This is a genomic window from Paraburkholderia sp. SIMBA_030, from assembly GCF_046535245.1.
Taxonomy (GTDB): domain Bacteria; phylum Pseudomonadota; class Gammaproteobacteria; order Burkholderiales; family Burkholderiaceae; genus Paraburkholderia.
The window spans coordinates 20,034-34,669 of record NZ_JAWRXB010000031.1 but is presented as its reverse complement, the minus strand read 5'-3'; the positions used below and the strand labels follow the sequence as shown (position 1 = coordinate 34,669).

Genomic DNA, 14,636 nt, shown 5'->3' with positions numbered 1-14,636 from the left:
ATCACACGTCAATTAAAGGAGCGGATGACATGACCGCGATAGTGCGAATCGATGAAGAAGTCGTGGGCGTTGCCGAGTTCATTCGTCTTCTGAAATTGACCGGCCAGTTCGAGAGCCTGATCGAGCAGATCGTGCGCGACAAGCTCACGGTGCACGCGGCGAAGAAGCAGGGCATCGTCGTGACAGCGGACGAAATCCAGCAACGCGCCGATCAGTTCCGCCGCGTGCGCGGTTTGCATCGCGCGACGGATATGAATCAGTACCTCGATGTGCTCAACGTGAGTCTCGACGAATTCGAAGCGTTCATCACCGACGGGCTGTATCAGGAAAAGATGCTTGACAGGGTCGGCGACGAGGCGGCGATCAAGGACTACTTCGCGCTGAATTCGCCGAAGTTCGATGCGATCGAGGTGAGTCATATCGTGCTCGACAGCGAGGGCAAGGCGAAGGAAATGATTTCCTATCTGCACGACGATCCGGACAGCTTCGCGGACATGGCGCGCGAGCATTCGATCGCCGACACGCGCGAAGCCGGCGGTGTGATCGGCAAGGTGTTGCGCGGCTCGCTGAAGCCGGATATCGAGGCGAAGATTTTCAACGCGGCGGTGGGCGATCTGCTCGGGCCGTTTCCGTCGGCGGACCGCACGTGCTTCGAGATTTTTGCCGTGACGGCCAAGTATCCGGCGACGCTCGATGCGGACGTCGCCGCTGAAGTGAAGCGTCTGCTGCGCGAAAGCTGGCTGATCGCGCGTGCGCAGGAACATGTGATCGAAGCGCGATAGCCGACATAACAACGCCAACGCCGAATCGAGGTCGAGAAGCGCATGGATGCACCCCAGACCGCGCCGTCTGCTGCCGAGTTTCTAACCTCGGTGGAGATTCTTTCGCCGTTTTCGCGCGACGAGATCGAACGTCTTGCCGAATATGCACAAGCGCGCTTCTATTCGTTCGGCGAAACGGTGTGCTCCGCAGGCGAGGCGGCCGACGGCTTGTACGTGGTTCGTTCGGGCTCCGTGCGCATTTTCACCGAGGAACACGGCAAAGAAACCAGCATGGGCGTGCGCAAGGCCGGCGAGATCTTCGCCGACATCGCGATGTTGCGCGCCTATGTGCACGAAGCGTCGGTGCGGGCGTCGGCGAAAACCGAGCTGCTGTTCATTCCACGCGCCGCGATCGAGCCGGTGATCGCCGGCAATCAGGCCGCGCTGGCGTTTATCGCGAGCTACGTGGCAATCAGTTCGGCTGGCGGTTTCGTCGCGCAGCTGTTCGATCTGCGCGGCAAGCTGAACAAGGCGGAACTCGAAGAATATGTGCGCAGCGTCGGCGTAAAACGCGTGGCCGCCGGCAAGGAGATTCTCAGGCAGGACGGGCGCGACGACCGGCGGCTCTATGTGGTCCGGCAAGGGCAAGTGCGTATCGTGCGGCACGAGGAAGGACACGACTACACGCTCGCTACGCTGGACCAGGGCGAAATCTTCGGCGAGAAAGCGTGTTTGATGCGCCAGGAACAGATGGCTTCGGTGGTGGCGACGACCGATACGCGGCTGCTGGTGATTCCCGAGCGCACGGTCCACTTCATCCTTGAGCGCAATCCGAAGCTGCGCGAAGTGCTCGACGAGCGGATTCGTTACGGCGATCGCGAACTGCAGCGGCAAAAGCGGCTCGAACAGCGGCGCAAATTGCCGCTGATGCTCGATTTGCAGACCAGGCCCGAGTTCGGGGAAAAGGTCATCAAGCGCTTTGCGCTGGTCGAGCAGGCCGAGGAAATGGACTGCGGCGCCGCGTGCCTCGCGATGGTGTGCCGTCACTACAGCATTCCGATGACGCTCGGCAAACTGCGCGAACTCGCCAACGTCACGACTCAGGGCGCAACCCTCGACAGCCTCGCGCGTGCCGGCGAATCGCTCGGCTTCACCGCGCGCGGCGTGCAATGCACCTTCGACGCGTTGCGTGGCTTCGACCTGCCGTTCATCGTGCATTGGGAGGGCTACCACTACGTCGTGGTGTACGGGGTCTCGAAGGAGTATGTGTGGGTCGCCGATCCGGCGCTCGGCTTCAGAAAAATGGCGGTTGAAGATTTCGAACGCGGCTGGAGCGGCACCTGCCTGCTGTTTACCGGTGGCCCGAATCTGTTGCAGCTGTCGGCTTCGCGTTCGCCGTGGATACGCTTTGTCGGCTACCTCAGGCCGTACAAGAAAATTCTTGGACACCTGTTCCTCGCCACCTTCGTCATTCAGGTGCTCGGCGTGATTCCGCCGTTGATCATCCAGAACATTCTCGACGGCGTGATCGTGCATCAGAACGTCAGCCTGCTGCACCTGCTGATCGGCGGCCTGGTTATTTCGAGCGTGTTTTCGCAATTGATGTCGTCGATTCGTGCGTATCTGGCGAATTTCATGGTGCGCAACATGGACTTCTCGATGATGTCGCAGTTCTTCAAGCACACCATGTCGCTGCCGTTCTCGTTCTTCGCCAAGCGCAAGACCGGCGACATTTTCGCGCGCTTCCAGGAGAACCAGACGATCCGCGCCTTCCTCACCGAATCCACCGTGACCACCGCGCTGAATCTGCTGATGGTGTTCATCTACTTCACGATCATGTTCGTCTACAACGTGAAGATGACGCTGGTGCTGATCGCTTTCGTCATACCGATCATGGCGCTGACCGCGCTGGCCACGCCGAAGATCAAGAACTACGCGCGCGAAGTATTCACCGCCTCGACCGATGCGAAGGCGTTTCTGATGGAAGCGCTCGCGGGCGCCGAAACCGTCAAGGGCATGGGCATCGAGCGGCCGGTGCGGCTGCGCTGGGAGAAGAAGTACGCGAAGGCGCTCGAGGTTCAGTATCGCGCGCATGCATTCAATATTCTCGTCGGCCTCGGCAGTCAGTTGCTGAACGCCGCGACCACGATCGCGATTCTCTGGGTCGGCGCGAATCTGGTGCTGGCGCGCGAAATGACGATTGGCCAGCTGATTGCGTTCAACGCGTTCATGGGCAGCGTGCTGGGTCCGCTGATGGGGCTGGTCGGCTTGTGGAGCATGCTGAACGACGCGGGTGTCGCCATGGAGCGCCTCGGCGACGTGCTCGATATCGAGCCGGAACAGAAGCCGGAGGATTTGCCCTCGCGCGTGATGCTGCCCGAACTGCAAGGTGAAATCAGCCTTAACGGGGTCTATTTCCGCTACGGCGACAACGACGCCGCATACGTCCTCGAAAATATCAGCTTCGACATCAAGCCCGGCGAACTGGTGGCCATTGTGGGCCGCAGCGGTTCGGGCAAGACCACGCTCGCCAAACTGCTGGTCGGCTTCTATGCGCCGACCGAAGGCAAGATGACCATCGACGGTTACGATCTCGGCGTGGTCGATAAGGCGTATTACCGGGCACAGATCGGCTACGTGATGCAGAGCAATCTGCTGTTTTCCGGCACGATTGCCGAGAACATCGCGAGCGGCGACGATGCGCCCGAACGGCGCCGCATCGAAGAAGTCGCGAAGATGGCCGACGCGCATGCGTTCATCAGCAAGATGCCGCTCGGCTACGAGCAGATTGTCGGCGAACGCGGCGTCGGTTTATCCGGCGGGCAGATTCAGCGCCTGTGCATCGCGCGGGCGTTGTATCACGATCCGCGTCTGCTGGTATTCGACGAGGCGACCTCGGCGCTGGATTCGCAATCGGAAAGCAATATCCTCGGCAATATGCACGACATTCTGAAGGGCCGAACCGCGGTGATCATTGCGCATCGGCTCAGCACGATCATGCGCGCGGACAAGATTCTCGTGCTGTATGAAGGTGCGATCGTCGAGCAGGGCCGGCACGATGAACTGATCCAGCGTGGCGGCATGTACTACCAGCTGGTCCAGAAACAGTTGAGCGCGTGATGAAGATACTCGACCAGATTGAAGAGGCCAGCCCGGCGATTTCGTACGCGGGCCTGATCGAGCGGATCGAAATTTTGCGCTCGACGCTGCGCTGGTCGTCACGGCTCGAGCGCGCCGACATCGACAAGCTGCTCAGGCAGGCCACCTCGTTGCGCGACGAGGTGATGCAGCTCTCGCACAAGGAGCGCTTCGTGCAAGCCGCGACGGCTGCCGAGCCCGCGCATGTCGATCAATCGCGTGGTGCGCGGCGAAGAGCCTTGCTCGAGCGCAGCTTCATTTTCGAGGGCACGTTCGGCGACAATCCGCGTCTGCTCGAATCGCTCGAAATCGCCGAAAAAGCGGCGCCCACCGACCTGCCGGTGCTGATCGACGGCGAAAGCGGCACCGGCAAGGAACTGATGGCGAAAGTGATTCACGCGAACGGCGGGCGGCCGGACAAGCCGTTTATCTCGGTCAACTGCGGTGCGATTCCCGACAATCTGCTCGAGTCGGAATTATTCGGACATCGCAAGGGCGCGTTCACCGGTGCGTCGGGCGACCGCAAGGGCAAGTTCGAAAGCGCGCATACCGGCACGATCTTTCTCGACGAAATCGGCGAGTTGCCGCTGGCCGGCCAGGTGAAGCTGTTGCGCGTGCTGGAGGCGCATGAGATTCAGCGCGTGGGCTCCGATGAAACGATCGCCGTCGATACGCGCATCGTCGCGGCGACCAATCGCAATCTTCGGCAACTGAGCGAGGAGGGCAAGTTTCGCGAGGACCTGTTCTACCGGCTCAGCGTGATTCACGTCACGCTGCCGCCGCTGCGCGAGCGACGCGACGAGATTCCGCTGCTGATTGCGTGGTTCGGCGACGAGGCCGCCGGCACGCTCAAGCGCCGGCCCGTGCGATTGACGCCGCGGCTGCGCGACTTTCTGCTCAACTATGCCTATCCCGGCAATATCCGTGAACTGCGCAACGTGATGTATCGCGTGTCGTGCCTCGCCGGCGACATGGCGGATATCGATCATCTGCCGTTGGATATGCGCCCGGCTGGGCCCGGTTCGGCCGCGGCGGCGGGCACGGCGTCGTCAGGCGGTGAACCGGTCAGCGTGGCGAATCTGATGTCGCTGAGCGACGCCAAGCGAGCCGCCAGCGACGACGCGGAAAAAGCCTTCCTGGAGCGCGGCCTTCGCGAAGTGAACGGCACGGTTGCGGAACTGGCCCGGCGCATCGACATGAACCGCTCGCATCTGCAAATGCTGCTGAAGAAGCACGGCCTGCATTCGAAAGACTTTCGCAACCGGAACTCGCCGCCGGCCGGCAATGCCGTCGCCGATGACGATGACGAGGAAGACAGCGATAGTTCGCCAGCTGACGCCACGCCGTCAGGGTGACGGGTTGAGCAGCGTTTTGTCGGATGCGTAGAGATCCTCGGCCTGCACCACCACAGCGGTGATGTTGTCGCGCCCGCCGCGCGTGAGCGCCAGTTCGACCAGTTCTTCGGACGCGCGCTTGCACTCCACCGTGGTCAGCACGGCGAGCATGTCCTGGTCGGTGATCTCGTTGCTCAGGCCGTCGCTGCATAGCAGGAAGACGTCGCCATCCGCGACTTCGATGGCATCGTCGTCGAGTTCGAGCTTGTCCGTGGCGCCCACGGCGCGCGTAATCATGTGCTGAGCCGGATGGTGCCGCGCCTGTTCGTCGGTGATGACGCCCAGCGATTTGAGTTCTTCGATCTGGCTGTGGTCGCGCGTCAGTTGCCGCAATTGCCCTTCACGATACAGATAGAGACGGCTGTCGCCCGCCCACAGATAGCCGCAGAAGCGGTCGCACGCGAGCAGCACGATCACGGTGCTGCCGATTCGCTGCACCTGGCGGCGCGCCGCCTCGTCCCTAAGCTGGCGGTTGGCCTTTTGCAGCCGGGCGCGCGCGTCGGCGATCAAGGCTTTCATGCCCACCGGCGGCGCGAGCCGGCTCAACGTATCGATCACCAGATGGCTCGCCAGATCGCCGACCGCGTGCCCGCCCATGCCGTCGGCGACGGCCCAGCGCCCGAGTTCGGGCTGGTCGAGGCAGGCATCTTCGTTGATTTCGCGGACGCATCCGACGTCGGAACGCGCCGACGACGTCCATCGAAATTGGCTCGCACAAGTCACAACGTCTACACCGTATCGTTTCTGCTGCGTGCGTCGGGAGAGACACTGATGTTCGAGTTCGCGCCGGTGTTGCGGACATCGACCGACTGGAACTGGTTGATCATCTGGTTAGCATAGAAGTTGTTCGAGACCTCGTACAGGTTGACGACCGGCCCGATGCTAGGTGTTTCCCGCACATAGGGCTGAATCCAGCCGTACACCCACGGCGCACCGCCGCCGCCGCGAATCGCCGCCATCGCTTTACGGTCGAGCGCGAGGTTCAGCGCCAGGTCATTCACTGTGATTGAAGCCATGTCGATCTCCGGTTGGCCGCCCGGGGGCGGTGCGCGTTAAAAGAGAATCTGAACGAGATGGTGCAAGTGGCATGCCAATTTGCGGCCGGCGCGCGCGGTTTGTCGTAACGCATTGATTGGGCTGCGATTCCGTTCGATCGGGCGCACTCCGTATGTTCAGGCCGACGCGCAGAGGTCGGGTTGCAGCCGACAGCCACGGCCTCGAACCGGTGCTGTACCCAACACATTGGCAAGGCCTGCCGTCCGCCTATCGACGTCCGCAAATGATCGCCGGGCGCCAACACTTCGACGTGAAATCTGTCGGCTGACGGCGCACACCTGATTGATTCCCGAACCCTCGAAAATGCCGATTCCCCCGTCAACAAAGGCTTTGCGGCGCATGGCCCGGTTGATGCACAAGACCTCGCAACAGTGTTGGATATTGAACCGAGGCCAGCCATGAACACCAACCTTCTTCAGACGAACATCGAACGGCGCAGCGAAGGCCGCGACGATACGTCGACCATCGACCTGCCGATCGGCGCGCACCTCGTGACGCAACGGAACGGTTACGAACACCACGGCATTTATGTCGGTAACGGCCGAGTGGTTCATTACGCCGGTTTTGCGACTTCGGCGCGTCGTGGCCCGGTGGAAGAGGTGGAACTGGCGCGCTTCGCCGCCGGCCATCCGCTGTCGGTTCGCGCGACACCCTGCCCGCGCTACCAGGGTGACGAAGCCGTGCGCCGCGCGCGCTCCAGGCTCGGCGAAAACCACTATCGGCTCCTGACCAATAACTGCGAGCACTTCTGCGCGTGGTGCCTGCTCGGCGAAAGCCGCAGCGAACAGGTGCATTGCTGCCTGACCCATCCGCGCACCGGCATGCATGCGCTGCTGTGTCTGGTGAAGGCTTTTGTTGAAAGTGGCACGCGGGGCGCTCAGGTTGCCGCGCACGCTGCCTGAGTGAATGGAACGAGTGGAACGGGATTCGAGGAGAACATCATGGTTGCCGCAGAAAAGACCTTGCACTGGGCCGTCGATAAATGGCTCGCGCCGACACCGTCGATGCCCGCGCGCGTCGTGCAGTTTTGCCACAGCAAGATGCAGCATCAGCGCTATGTTTGCGTGGAGGCATTACGGCCGAATGGACTGCTGTCGATCTTCTTCTTCCGTCACGACGACGGTTCGTGGAACGTGTTCCCGCCGCAAGCCGAACGGCCCGCGATGAACGGCCATCGCCGTGCGGCGGCTTGTTAGTCTCACGTTTGCGTGGCCGCTTCCTTGACGATCCACTGACTGAACAGCAGCATCGCCGGCGTCATCGGTCTGGCCTTCAACCACGTCAGCCAATAGCTGCCGGCATGAACCTCCACGTCGAACGGGCGCATCAGCCGGCCGGTGTTCAACTCGTGATCGAACATCAGCGCAGGCGCCAGCGCGATACCCGCGCCTTGCATCGCCGCTTCCACCATTAACCTCGACGAATCGAACACCGGCCCGCGGATCGGCCGCGGCGGAATGCCGGCGCCGCGAATTCGCGATGGCGGGTGCCCCTTTCGTTTTAAGGCATACGCAGATCCTCACGGTCTCGACAATCAGTCTCTCCAATTGGTGTTGCGCACGCACTGACGACGCCAGCGTCGCACAGCAGAAGCGTGACGCCGTATACAATTCGGCAGCGCCTGATTTTTGCCCAATACCGACCTGATCCCATCCATGCCGAATCCGACCCGGGCCTTTCTTCTCGGCCCGCTCCTGAAAGGCGTTTCACGCTCCTTTTACCTCACCTTGCGCGTGCTGCCCGTCGGGATGCGCGATCCGATCGGCCTCGCGTACCTGTTGGCGCGCGCCGCGGACACGATCGCGGACACGTCGCTGATCCCGCCGGAGCAACGCCTCGCATTGCTGTTGTCGCTGCGCGACCAGGTCAACGGCGCCGCGGACGACGGCGCGTCGATCCGGCGAATGGCGGCCGAAGTGGCCGGTCAGCAGATCCAGTCGGATGAAAAAGTGTTGCTCGAGTCGCTCGGGCCCGCGCTGGCGGTGTTGTCGCAACTGAGCGAGTCCGACCGGAAGGCAGTGCGCGAGATCGTCTCGACGCTGACCGAGGGCATGGAATTCGATCTTCGAACGTTTCCCGATGAGCGTTCCGGACAGATCGCCGTGCTTCGGGAATATGAAGAACTCGACCGGTATACCTATCTGGTGGCGGGATGCGTCGGCGAATTCTGGACCGCGATGACCTACGCGCACATGCCCGGCACACTGAAGGAGCGGCCCGAGACGATGACGCGCCGGGGTGTGCGCTTCGGCAAAGCGCTGCAGATGACCAACGTTCTGCGCGACTGCGGCAAGGATTTGCGGATCGGCCGCTGTTATCTTCCCGGCACGATGCTGGATCGATTCGGCTTGAGTGCGCAAGACCTTTTGCTGCCGGGTAATTCGCTTCGCGCGCGGCCTCTGATGGTGGCGCTCGTGCGCAAGACGCTGGATCACTTCCGCGAAGCCCTGGAATACACGCTCGCAATTCCCGCGTTTTCCGTGCGCTTGCGCCTTGCCTGTTTGTGGCCAGTGCTGATCGGCCTCGATACGCTGCTGTTGCTGGTGGATAACGGCGCATGGCTCGATCCGGCCAAGGTCTCCAAAGTGCGGCGCAACGACGTGTACAGGATCATCGCGTCTTCCATGCTGCTGGTCACGTCGAATGCACTTGTGCGCAAGTCGGTCGAGCGGCGGATCGGGAAAATCGAAGCGCGGCTCGCAGACTGACGCCACATTCACCTATGCCACGAGGCGCGCGCCCGACCGAACCGATTGCTTTAATGCCCACCATTCAAGTGGGCAAGGCCGTCATGACAAGCGTGGCTTTCAATTGCGAAGGCGCGTATTTGATCCGCATCATTTAACCCCGGCCAATCGGGAAACCCCTGGCTTCTTGGATCGTTGGTTCGCGTTAGGCTCTTCAAAAGAGGAGACGAACCGTGCGACAGGTGTTCAATATTGCCGTGGTATTGCTGCTTGGCTATCTGATGGCGGATAGAGCGTTGATGCGCGCGCAAGCAGGAGAAATGGGAACAATAACCTGCTCGCAAGGCGCGGATCTGGTCAAATTGGACGCGTTGAAAAAGGGTTTTGGTGAGGCCGGATCCAGCAGTCAGGGTGAAAATTTCCTGTCGAGTTGCCTCGTTACCGGCCGTGGGCGCGTCGGCGATCTGATCGCGCGCGATTGATTATCGCGGAGCGTCCTGCCCCGGGTACATACTGTCGGCGGCCCGCGCATGTGCGGTATTGCCTGCGGATTGCCTTAAACGCGTAAACGCGTGGCCGGTGCGCTTTTCCCGGTCACTTCGAGCTTCATAAAAGTCTTTGCTCAGCCACTGTCCGAAACCCACCATCGCGGAGCCGAGTGCGCTCTTCAACCGTACCCAGACAGTGTCCGTACGAGCAAGTTGTGCGGCCGACTCCACCAGGCCCGCGGCCAGCAAATCGAGTTCGGCGTGCAGGTAATCGGCGAAATGATTGAGCCCGTGCTGGTTGCCATTGGAAGACTTTCGCTCGAGGTCCACGTGCTCAGGAATCAGCGACTGATTGGTGACGCGGATAAACGGTGGCGTATCTGTCCGGGCAACGCCCGTGGACCGGATTGCCACCCCGGCGCTTGCCGCGGCCTGCACGCGTTTGCCGAGCGGTCCAAGCGCCCACTTGTCAGTGAGATACTTCAGCAGGCTTGAATGATCGAATTGCGCGTGACACACACCGGGATCGCACCACGGTGAAATCAGAACGGCGGGCACGCGCACGCCGAGCCGGGTGAAATCGAATGCGTCGACGTGCTCGTCGGGCGCGACCGCATTGGACGGCGGTGGCACGTGGTCGAAGAAACCACCATGCTCGTCGTACAGCACGACTAACAGTGTGCGCTCCCACAAGGCTTGATTGGAGCGCAGCGCATTGTAGGTATCGGCGATCAGCTTTTCCGCCTTCATGATGTTGTGCGGCGGATGATCGTCGTTCTGCGCTTCGCCGAAGTATTTCGGCTCGATCAGAACAAACGCCGGAAACGCATTCTCGGGGCCGGCTGCGTCCTCGAAGAACTCGTTGAACAAGCGGTAGTTCGCGAGGTTTTCGGCGCGCCTCTGATTTTTCAATAGCAGCGATGCGGGGAAATCGTAGAAGTAAACCCTCCACGTTTTCTTCGCGTCGTTCAGGCGGTCGAAAATCGTGTCCTGGGTTTGCTCGGTGTACCACTTCGGATTCAGTGCGTCGAGTCCCGAGGGCATCTCGACCTGACCCATCGATGTGCCCGTCAGCGCGAAATACCGGTTCGGCCAGGTCGGGCCGGGCAATGACGAGAACCATCTGTCGCAAACGGTGAATTGCGCGCCTAGTGTGTGCAACGCCGGCAGAAAATCGAGCGGGTAGTAGCCCATGACGTCTTGCCGCTCGGCGAGGCTGCTCTTCGGGTAGTTCGTTGCAAAGGATTGAACGAAGCCACCATTGTCGCCCTGGAGTTGCTTTAACACGGCCGCGTGCCCGTGATCGGGATCGAGCTTCATCTGCCGCTCGCTTGTCTCACGGGGGTAAAATGTGTGGCCTTTGCCGTCGTCGTTCGATTTCGACGATGCGTTCTGGATACCGTCCAGCCCCTCGTGCACTTTGTCCAGACATCCGAGCATCTGATCGAACGAGTGGTTTTCCATCAGCAGCAGAACTACATGTTCGATGTGATCCTTCTGTGCAGCGTTCGTTGTATTGACCTCGCTTGCCGCCGCTTTGCCGTTGTGGACGTCACTCATATTCATCGCTCCAGCAGGGGATTGGATGGATTCAGTGTGCGCACTACCGTTCGAGCTCGATCGTGTGAGCTTGCCAGCGTTGCAAACGTAACGCAAAACGCGCCGCTGCGAAAGAGTCTTAGTGACAAAGCAACATGAGATGCCTTGAAGTTAGCCGATCCTCGTCGCGATCCATCAGGCATCGCTTTGTGCGGCTTGAAACTGGAGTGCCGCGGGCGAATTCGAAACGGGTCTGGTTTTCACGTCGGGCATGGGCGTGCCGGGACCGTCGGCGTCCTGAAACGCCTTGCTGAGCCGAGCCATCTGGATTTCACGCGTCGACAAGCTACCTGCGTCGAGTTCCGCCGCCCGCGCATATTTGCGCCCGGCGCCAGACAGGTCGCCCTTACGATCGAGCGCCCGGCCCCATTCGGCATACGAAGGTGCCAGGTCAGGACGCAGCGCCACCGCACGCGAGAGCTTGTCGATCGCTTCGTCGTAGCGGCCGACAGTCACGAGCGCCTCGCCCCAGTCGTGCAGATTGTCTACCGAGTCAGGCGTCATCTTTGCCGCTTTTCTGAAGGCATCGAGTGCTTCCGGATAACGCTTCGCGTGCAGAAGCACATCGCCGAGAAGACGCAGGTTTTCAGCCGTCTTCGATTTCTCGCGCGCGCCGGCCTGGAGTGCGTCGAGCGCGTCGTCGATTCGGTGCTGCTGTTCGAGCGCAATCCCTAGGGTTGCCCGCAAAACCGCCGAATCCTTGTACACGGTCAGTGCTTCACGGCTTTGTTGTTCGGCCTGTTGCGACAGCCCTTGCCTGGTGAGCAGCCACACCTTACCGGCCAGCGCCCATTCGCTCTGCTCGGAGGCAGGCAGCGCAAGCGCCTCGTCATAGATATCGACGACCTCGCGATAATCGCATTGCGCCGGCGAACACCTGGTCTTCTGGACTTCTGAGTAAAGGTGGCTGGCGAGTACATTCGGCTCGGCGAGTCGCATGGCCTGGGTGGCGATGTCGCGTACGAATATTTCCGGGTCGCGCCCGACGAACGGCACCGCGCTCTCGCGCGAGTTGAATGGACCGCCTTCGATCTGCACGTGTGCAACGTAGGAATCCGCGCTGTCGCTCACCTTGGTGATGCCGACATGAACGACAACATCCGGGCGCTTGACGACACCTTTGATGAAGCGGACCGTCGACGCATAGGACATGTCCTGACCGGGGATCTGGATATCGGGTTGCGCGTCGTTGTCGGCCATCGTGTCGTGTGGAATCGACTGGGCGTCCTGGCCGATCTTCCGCATCGCGGACATGATTCGCACGGCAAGAAAGTCGGAGGTATAGCCTCGTTCCACTAACGAATGCGGCGTTTCGACCGGCGGCACCAGCAACTGTCGCGTGAGCACGCCGCGCACCACGAGACTGAAAAACGCGACGGCCAGCAGCGCGCACACCCACGGCAGGACATATGGCCATAGTTCCTTCGGGCAGCGGCCGATCCATCCGGCCGTGCGCAATCCAGCCGGGACGAGTCCTCCCGAATGGCTGTTGATATGGCGGCCCGTGCTGCTGACGCGGGAGAGCGGGCGGCCTTGCCAGTTCATGGTCCGACGTTGCCCCTGAATACTCGACATGACGCACCTCGATTCAACCGGAGTGGGTAAGTGCACGACTTGAGTGGCAGCTGTTACGCATCGTCCGTGCCATCGCGCGTCGATCGTTGCCCGGTGGGGATGCGCGAGCGCTGCAGCGATATCGACGCTCGAATAGTGTTGGCCACTGGCCAACGGATGCCCGTCAGAAGTTCGGTGGCGGCAGACCTGGAAGGGAAATGGAGCACGCAGATGCAACTGCAGGCGCAAAGAGTTGGCGCCTATCGAGTAGACGCCGCGTTAGTCTCATGCCGTAGCAAGCGAAGCGGCGTTTTACCTGGGGCAGCGGTGTCGAGAAATCAGCCTGCCAGCTCAATTGCCTCCCTTGAAAAGCTCCTGCATTCGGGCAGCTTCACCACTTTGCTGCGATTGTTGAAGTTGCTGGTAAACCTGCGCCCGCGTCAGCCCCTGTGCGGGACCGCCCGACATCGTGGTGGTTGCAGGCTGCCCGCCGACGGAGTCGACAACTGCCTGCGGGGCTTGCGCGGTCGTCTCCGTGTTGGCGTCCTGGGCACGCGCTTGCCACGACAGCGCGCAAAGTAGTCCGCCTGCGATCATCAGAACCTTCTTCATTTCCATCTCCTTCAAACTGCCGGCGCCGCCGTCGCGGCACCTCATTGCGGAAACCTCGCCGGATTGCTCACGATGAAGATCGAGCGGTCCGACGAGACACGGAGTGGAGACAGTCACTGGCTTTCATTGTCGAATTCTGCGCAGCGCACCAGAGAAGTGTGTTACCGGAAGACCTTCCTTTCGCAATGGAAAGGTGCATGCTGTGGCTTTATTGTTTGACGGACCTCAGAGAGCCGGTTTGCTTCCACTACGAAAACGAGACGAGCCAGTCGCAATGAAACTTAAGCATTAATCAGCCATCCTTAATGCGTAATAAGCAGATTCGGATCTGATGTTTTTATACGATGATTGCTGTGGGGATGAGCTGCGCTCAAGACAGAAAAAACGTCAGGAAGGAGGAGGGAATAGTTCGCGTGCGCTGTAACCAGAACGAAAAAAAGGGCGCCCGCGGCGCCCTTTTTACGCTACAACCTGACGATCCAGTTAAACCACCGCCGGCCGCCACTTCAACAAACGCTGTTCGACGGCAGTCAACAGATAATCCGCGGCCAGTGCGACCACAGCCAACACAATCATCGCCGCGAACACCCCGCTTGCGTTGAATGCGCCTTGAGCGGTCGAGATCAGCAAACCGATACCTTGCTTCGAACCGAGGAATTCGCCGACCACCGCACCCACCAGTGCAAAGCCGAAGCTCACATGCAAGCTTGCCAGAATCCAGCTCAGCGCCGACGGAATCACAACCGAAGTCGTCACCTGGCGGCGCGACGCACCCAGAATCTGCGCATTCGCGATCATGTAGCGATCCGCCTCGCGCACACCCTGAAACGCGTTGGCGAACACGACGAAGAACACCATCACCACCGCGAGCGCCACCTTCGACGCCATCCCAAGACCGAGCGCAATCACGAACACCGAGCCGAGCACCACACGCGGAATCGAATTGGCGATCTTGATGTAAAGACTGAACACGTCGGACAGCAGCTTGTTGCGGCCGAGCAGGATGCCGCAGAAGATGCCCGCCACCGAACCGATGATGAAGCCAAGACCGGTTTCTTCCAGCGTGACCCAAACCTGCGTAAGCAACGGACCCTGCGATGTGCCGTTCACGAACCAGTCGATGATCTGATTGAAAATCGCGGTCGGCATCGAGAAGAAGAACGGGTCGATCCACTTCAGGCGTGCCGACAATTCCCAGCCGCCGAGCACGACCACCAGCACGAGAATACGCAGCGAGACCACCAGCGCATGACGTTGACGGATGCGTTTTTGCGCAACGCGTTCGACTTGCGCGAGCGACGCGAGATCGATACCCGAAGGCATCACCTGTTGAGGGGTAGTAGACAT

At 60.8% G+C, this 14,636-nt stretch carries 13 protein-coding genes and 1 pseudogene; 7 read left to right on the top strand and 7 right to left on the bottom strand.

The window, feature by feature from the left end:
• Positions 1-29 precede the first annotated feature (29 nt).
• From SB772_RS36270 to SB772_RS36260, 3 genes are read left to right on the top strand one after another with little or no spacing between them, the layout of a single operon-like run.
• The gene (locus SB772_RS36270) at positions 30-782 is read left to right on the top strand and encodes a peptidylprolyl isomerase (RefSeq protein WP_410837934.1); all 753 of its coding nucleotides are present in this window, start codon (positions 30-32) and stop codon (positions 780-782) included.
• Positions 783-824: 42 nt separating this feature from the next.
• Positions 825-3,881 (top strand): peptidase domain-containing ABC transporter, encoded by a 3,057-nt coding sequence (locus SB772_RS36265; RefSeq protein ID WP_410837933.1) that lies wholly within the window; start codon positions 825-827, stop codon positions 3,879-3,881.
• Positions 3,878-5,254 (top strand): sigma-54 interaction domain-containing protein, encoded by a 1,377-nt coding sequence (locus tag SB772_RS36260; RefSeq protein ID WP_410837932.1) that lies wholly within the window; start codon positions 3,878-3,880, stop codon positions 5,252-5,254. The genes SB772_RS36265 and SB772_RS36260 overlap by 4 nt, the downstream gene beginning before the upstream one ends.
• On the opposite strand, the gene SB772_RS36255 is transcribed toward SB772_RS36260, so the two are convergent.
• Together SB772_RS36255 and SB772_RS36250 are read right to left on the bottom strand one after the other, a co-directional pair.
• Positions 5,246-6,016, bottom strand: a complete 771-nt coding sequence (locus SB772_RS36255; RefSeq protein WP_410837931.1) for a PP2C family protein-serine/threonine phosphatase — start codon at positions 6,014-6,016, stop codon at positions 5,246-5,248. The genes SB772_RS36260 and SB772_RS36255 overlap by 9 nt on opposite strands.
• A 5-nt stretch (positions 6,017-6,021) precedes the next feature.
• On the bottom strand, positions 6,022-6,309 hold the full coding sequence (locus tag SB772_RS36250) for a hypothetical protein (protein ID WP_115100824.1): 288 nt from the start codon (positions 6,307-6,309) through the stop codon (positions 6,022-6,024).
• Between the two features lie 438 nt (positions 6,310-6,747).
• Here SB772_RS36250 and SB772_RS36245 point away from each other — a divergent pair, with 438 nt between their 5' ends.
• Entirely contained in the window at positions 6,748-7,251 is a 504-nt protein-coding gene (locus SB772_RS36245; protein ID WP_410837930.1) for a lecithin retinol acyltransferase family protein, read from the top strand.
• A gap of 39 nt (positions 7,252-7,290) precedes the next feature.
• Entirely contained in the window at positions 7,291-7,545 is a 255-nt protein-coding gene (locus SB772_RS36240) for a hypothetical protein (protein WP_410837929.1), read from the top strand.
• Between the two features lie 2 nt (positions 7,546-7,547).
• On the opposite strand, the pseudogene SB772_RS36235 reads toward SB772_RS36240, so the two are convergent.
• A pseudogene (locus tag SB772_RS36235) lies at positions 7,548-7,814 on the bottom strand (LysR substrate-binding domain-containing protein); the annotation flags it as partial.
• 190 nt (positions 7,815-8,004) lie between these two features.
• On the opposite strand from SB772_RS36235, the gene SB772_RS36230 reads away from it, so the two are divergent.
• Both SB772_RS36230 and SB772_RS36225 read left to right on the top strand, forming a co-directional pair.
• Positions 8,005-9,057, top strand: a complete 1,053-nt coding sequence (locus SB772_RS36230; protein ID WP_410837928.1) for a phytoene/squalene synthase family protein — start codon at positions 8,005-8,007, stop codon at positions 9,055-9,057.
• A 212-nt stretch (positions 9,058-9,269) separates the two neighbouring features.
• Positions 9,270-9,518, top strand: coding sequence for a hypothetical protein (locus SB772_RS36225; protein WP_410837927.1), 249 nt, complete (start codon positions 9,270-9,272; stop codon positions 9,516-9,518).
• On the opposite strand, the gene SB772_RS36220 is transcribed toward SB772_RS36225, so the two are convergent.
• The 4 genes from SB772_RS36220 to SB772_RS36205 form a co-directional block, all read right to left on the bottom strand.
• Entirely contained in the window at positions 9,519-11,084 is a 1,566-nt protein-coding gene (locus SB772_RS36220; protein WP_410837926.1) for an alkaline phosphatase family protein, read from the bottom strand.
• A gap of 174 nt (positions 11,085-11,258) precedes the next feature.
• Entirely contained in the window at positions 11,259-12,698 is a 1,440-nt protein-coding gene (locus tag SB772_RS36215; protein ID WP_410837925.1) for a tetratricopeptide repeat protein, read from the bottom strand.
• A gap of 330 nt (positions 12,699-13,028) precedes the next feature.
• The gene (locus SB772_RS36210; protein ID WP_410837924.1) at positions 13,029-13,289 is read right to left on the bottom strand and encodes a hypothetical protein; all 261 of its coding nucleotides are present in this window, start codon (positions 13,287-13,289) and stop codon (positions 13,029-13,031) included.
• 483 nt (positions 13,290-13,772) lie between these two features.
• The gene (locus tag SB772_RS36205) at positions 13,773-14,636 is read right to left on the bottom strand and encodes an ABC transporter permease (protein WP_410837923.1); all 864 of its coding nucleotides are present in this window, start codon (positions 14,634-14,636) and stop codon (positions 13,773-13,775) included.

Excerpts from the sequence above, each read along its gene's own strand:
- SB772_RS36265 (WP_410837933.1), top strand. The coding sequence starts at position 825 with ATGGATGCACCCCAGACCGCGCCGTCTGCTGCCGAGTTTCTAACCTCG.
- SB772_RS36215 (WP_410837925.1), bottom strand. The coding sequence starts at position 12,698 with ATGTCGAGTATTCAGGGGCAACGTCGGACCATGAACTGGCAAGGCCGC.
- SB772_RS36270 (WP_410837934.1), top strand. The coding sequence starts at position 30 with ATGACCGCGATAGTGCGAATCGATGAAGAAGTCGTGGGCGTTGCCGAG.
- SB772_RS36230 (WP_410837928.1), top strand. The coding sequence starts at position 8,005 with ATGCCGAATCCGACCCGGGCCTTTCTTCTCGGCCCGCTCCTGAAAGGC.
- SB772_RS36220 (WP_410837926.1), bottom strand. The coding sequence starts at position 11,084 with ATGAGTGACGTCCACAACGGCAAAGCGGCGGCAAGCGAGGTCAATACA.
- SB772_RS36245 (WP_410837930.1), top strand. The coding sequence starts at position 6,748 with ATGAACACCAACCTTCTTCAGACGAACATCGAACGGCGCAGCGAAGGC.
- SB772_RS36210 (WP_410837924.1), bottom strand. The coding sequence starts at position 13,289 with ATGAAGAAGGTTCTGATGATCGCAGGCGGACTACTTTGCGCGCTGTCG.
- SB772_RS36205 (WP_410837923.1), bottom strand. The coding sequence starts at position 14,636 with ATGTCTACTACCCCTCAACAGGTGATGCCTTCGGGTATCGATCTCGCG.
- SB772_RS36240 (WP_410837929.1), top strand. The coding sequence starts at position 7,291 with ATGGTTGCCGCAGAAAAGACCTTGCACTGGGCCGTCGATAAATGGCTC.
- SB772_RS36250 (WP_115100824.1), bottom strand. The coding sequence starts at position 6,309 with ATGGCTTCAATCACAGTGAATGACCTGGCGCTGAACCTCGCGCTCGAC.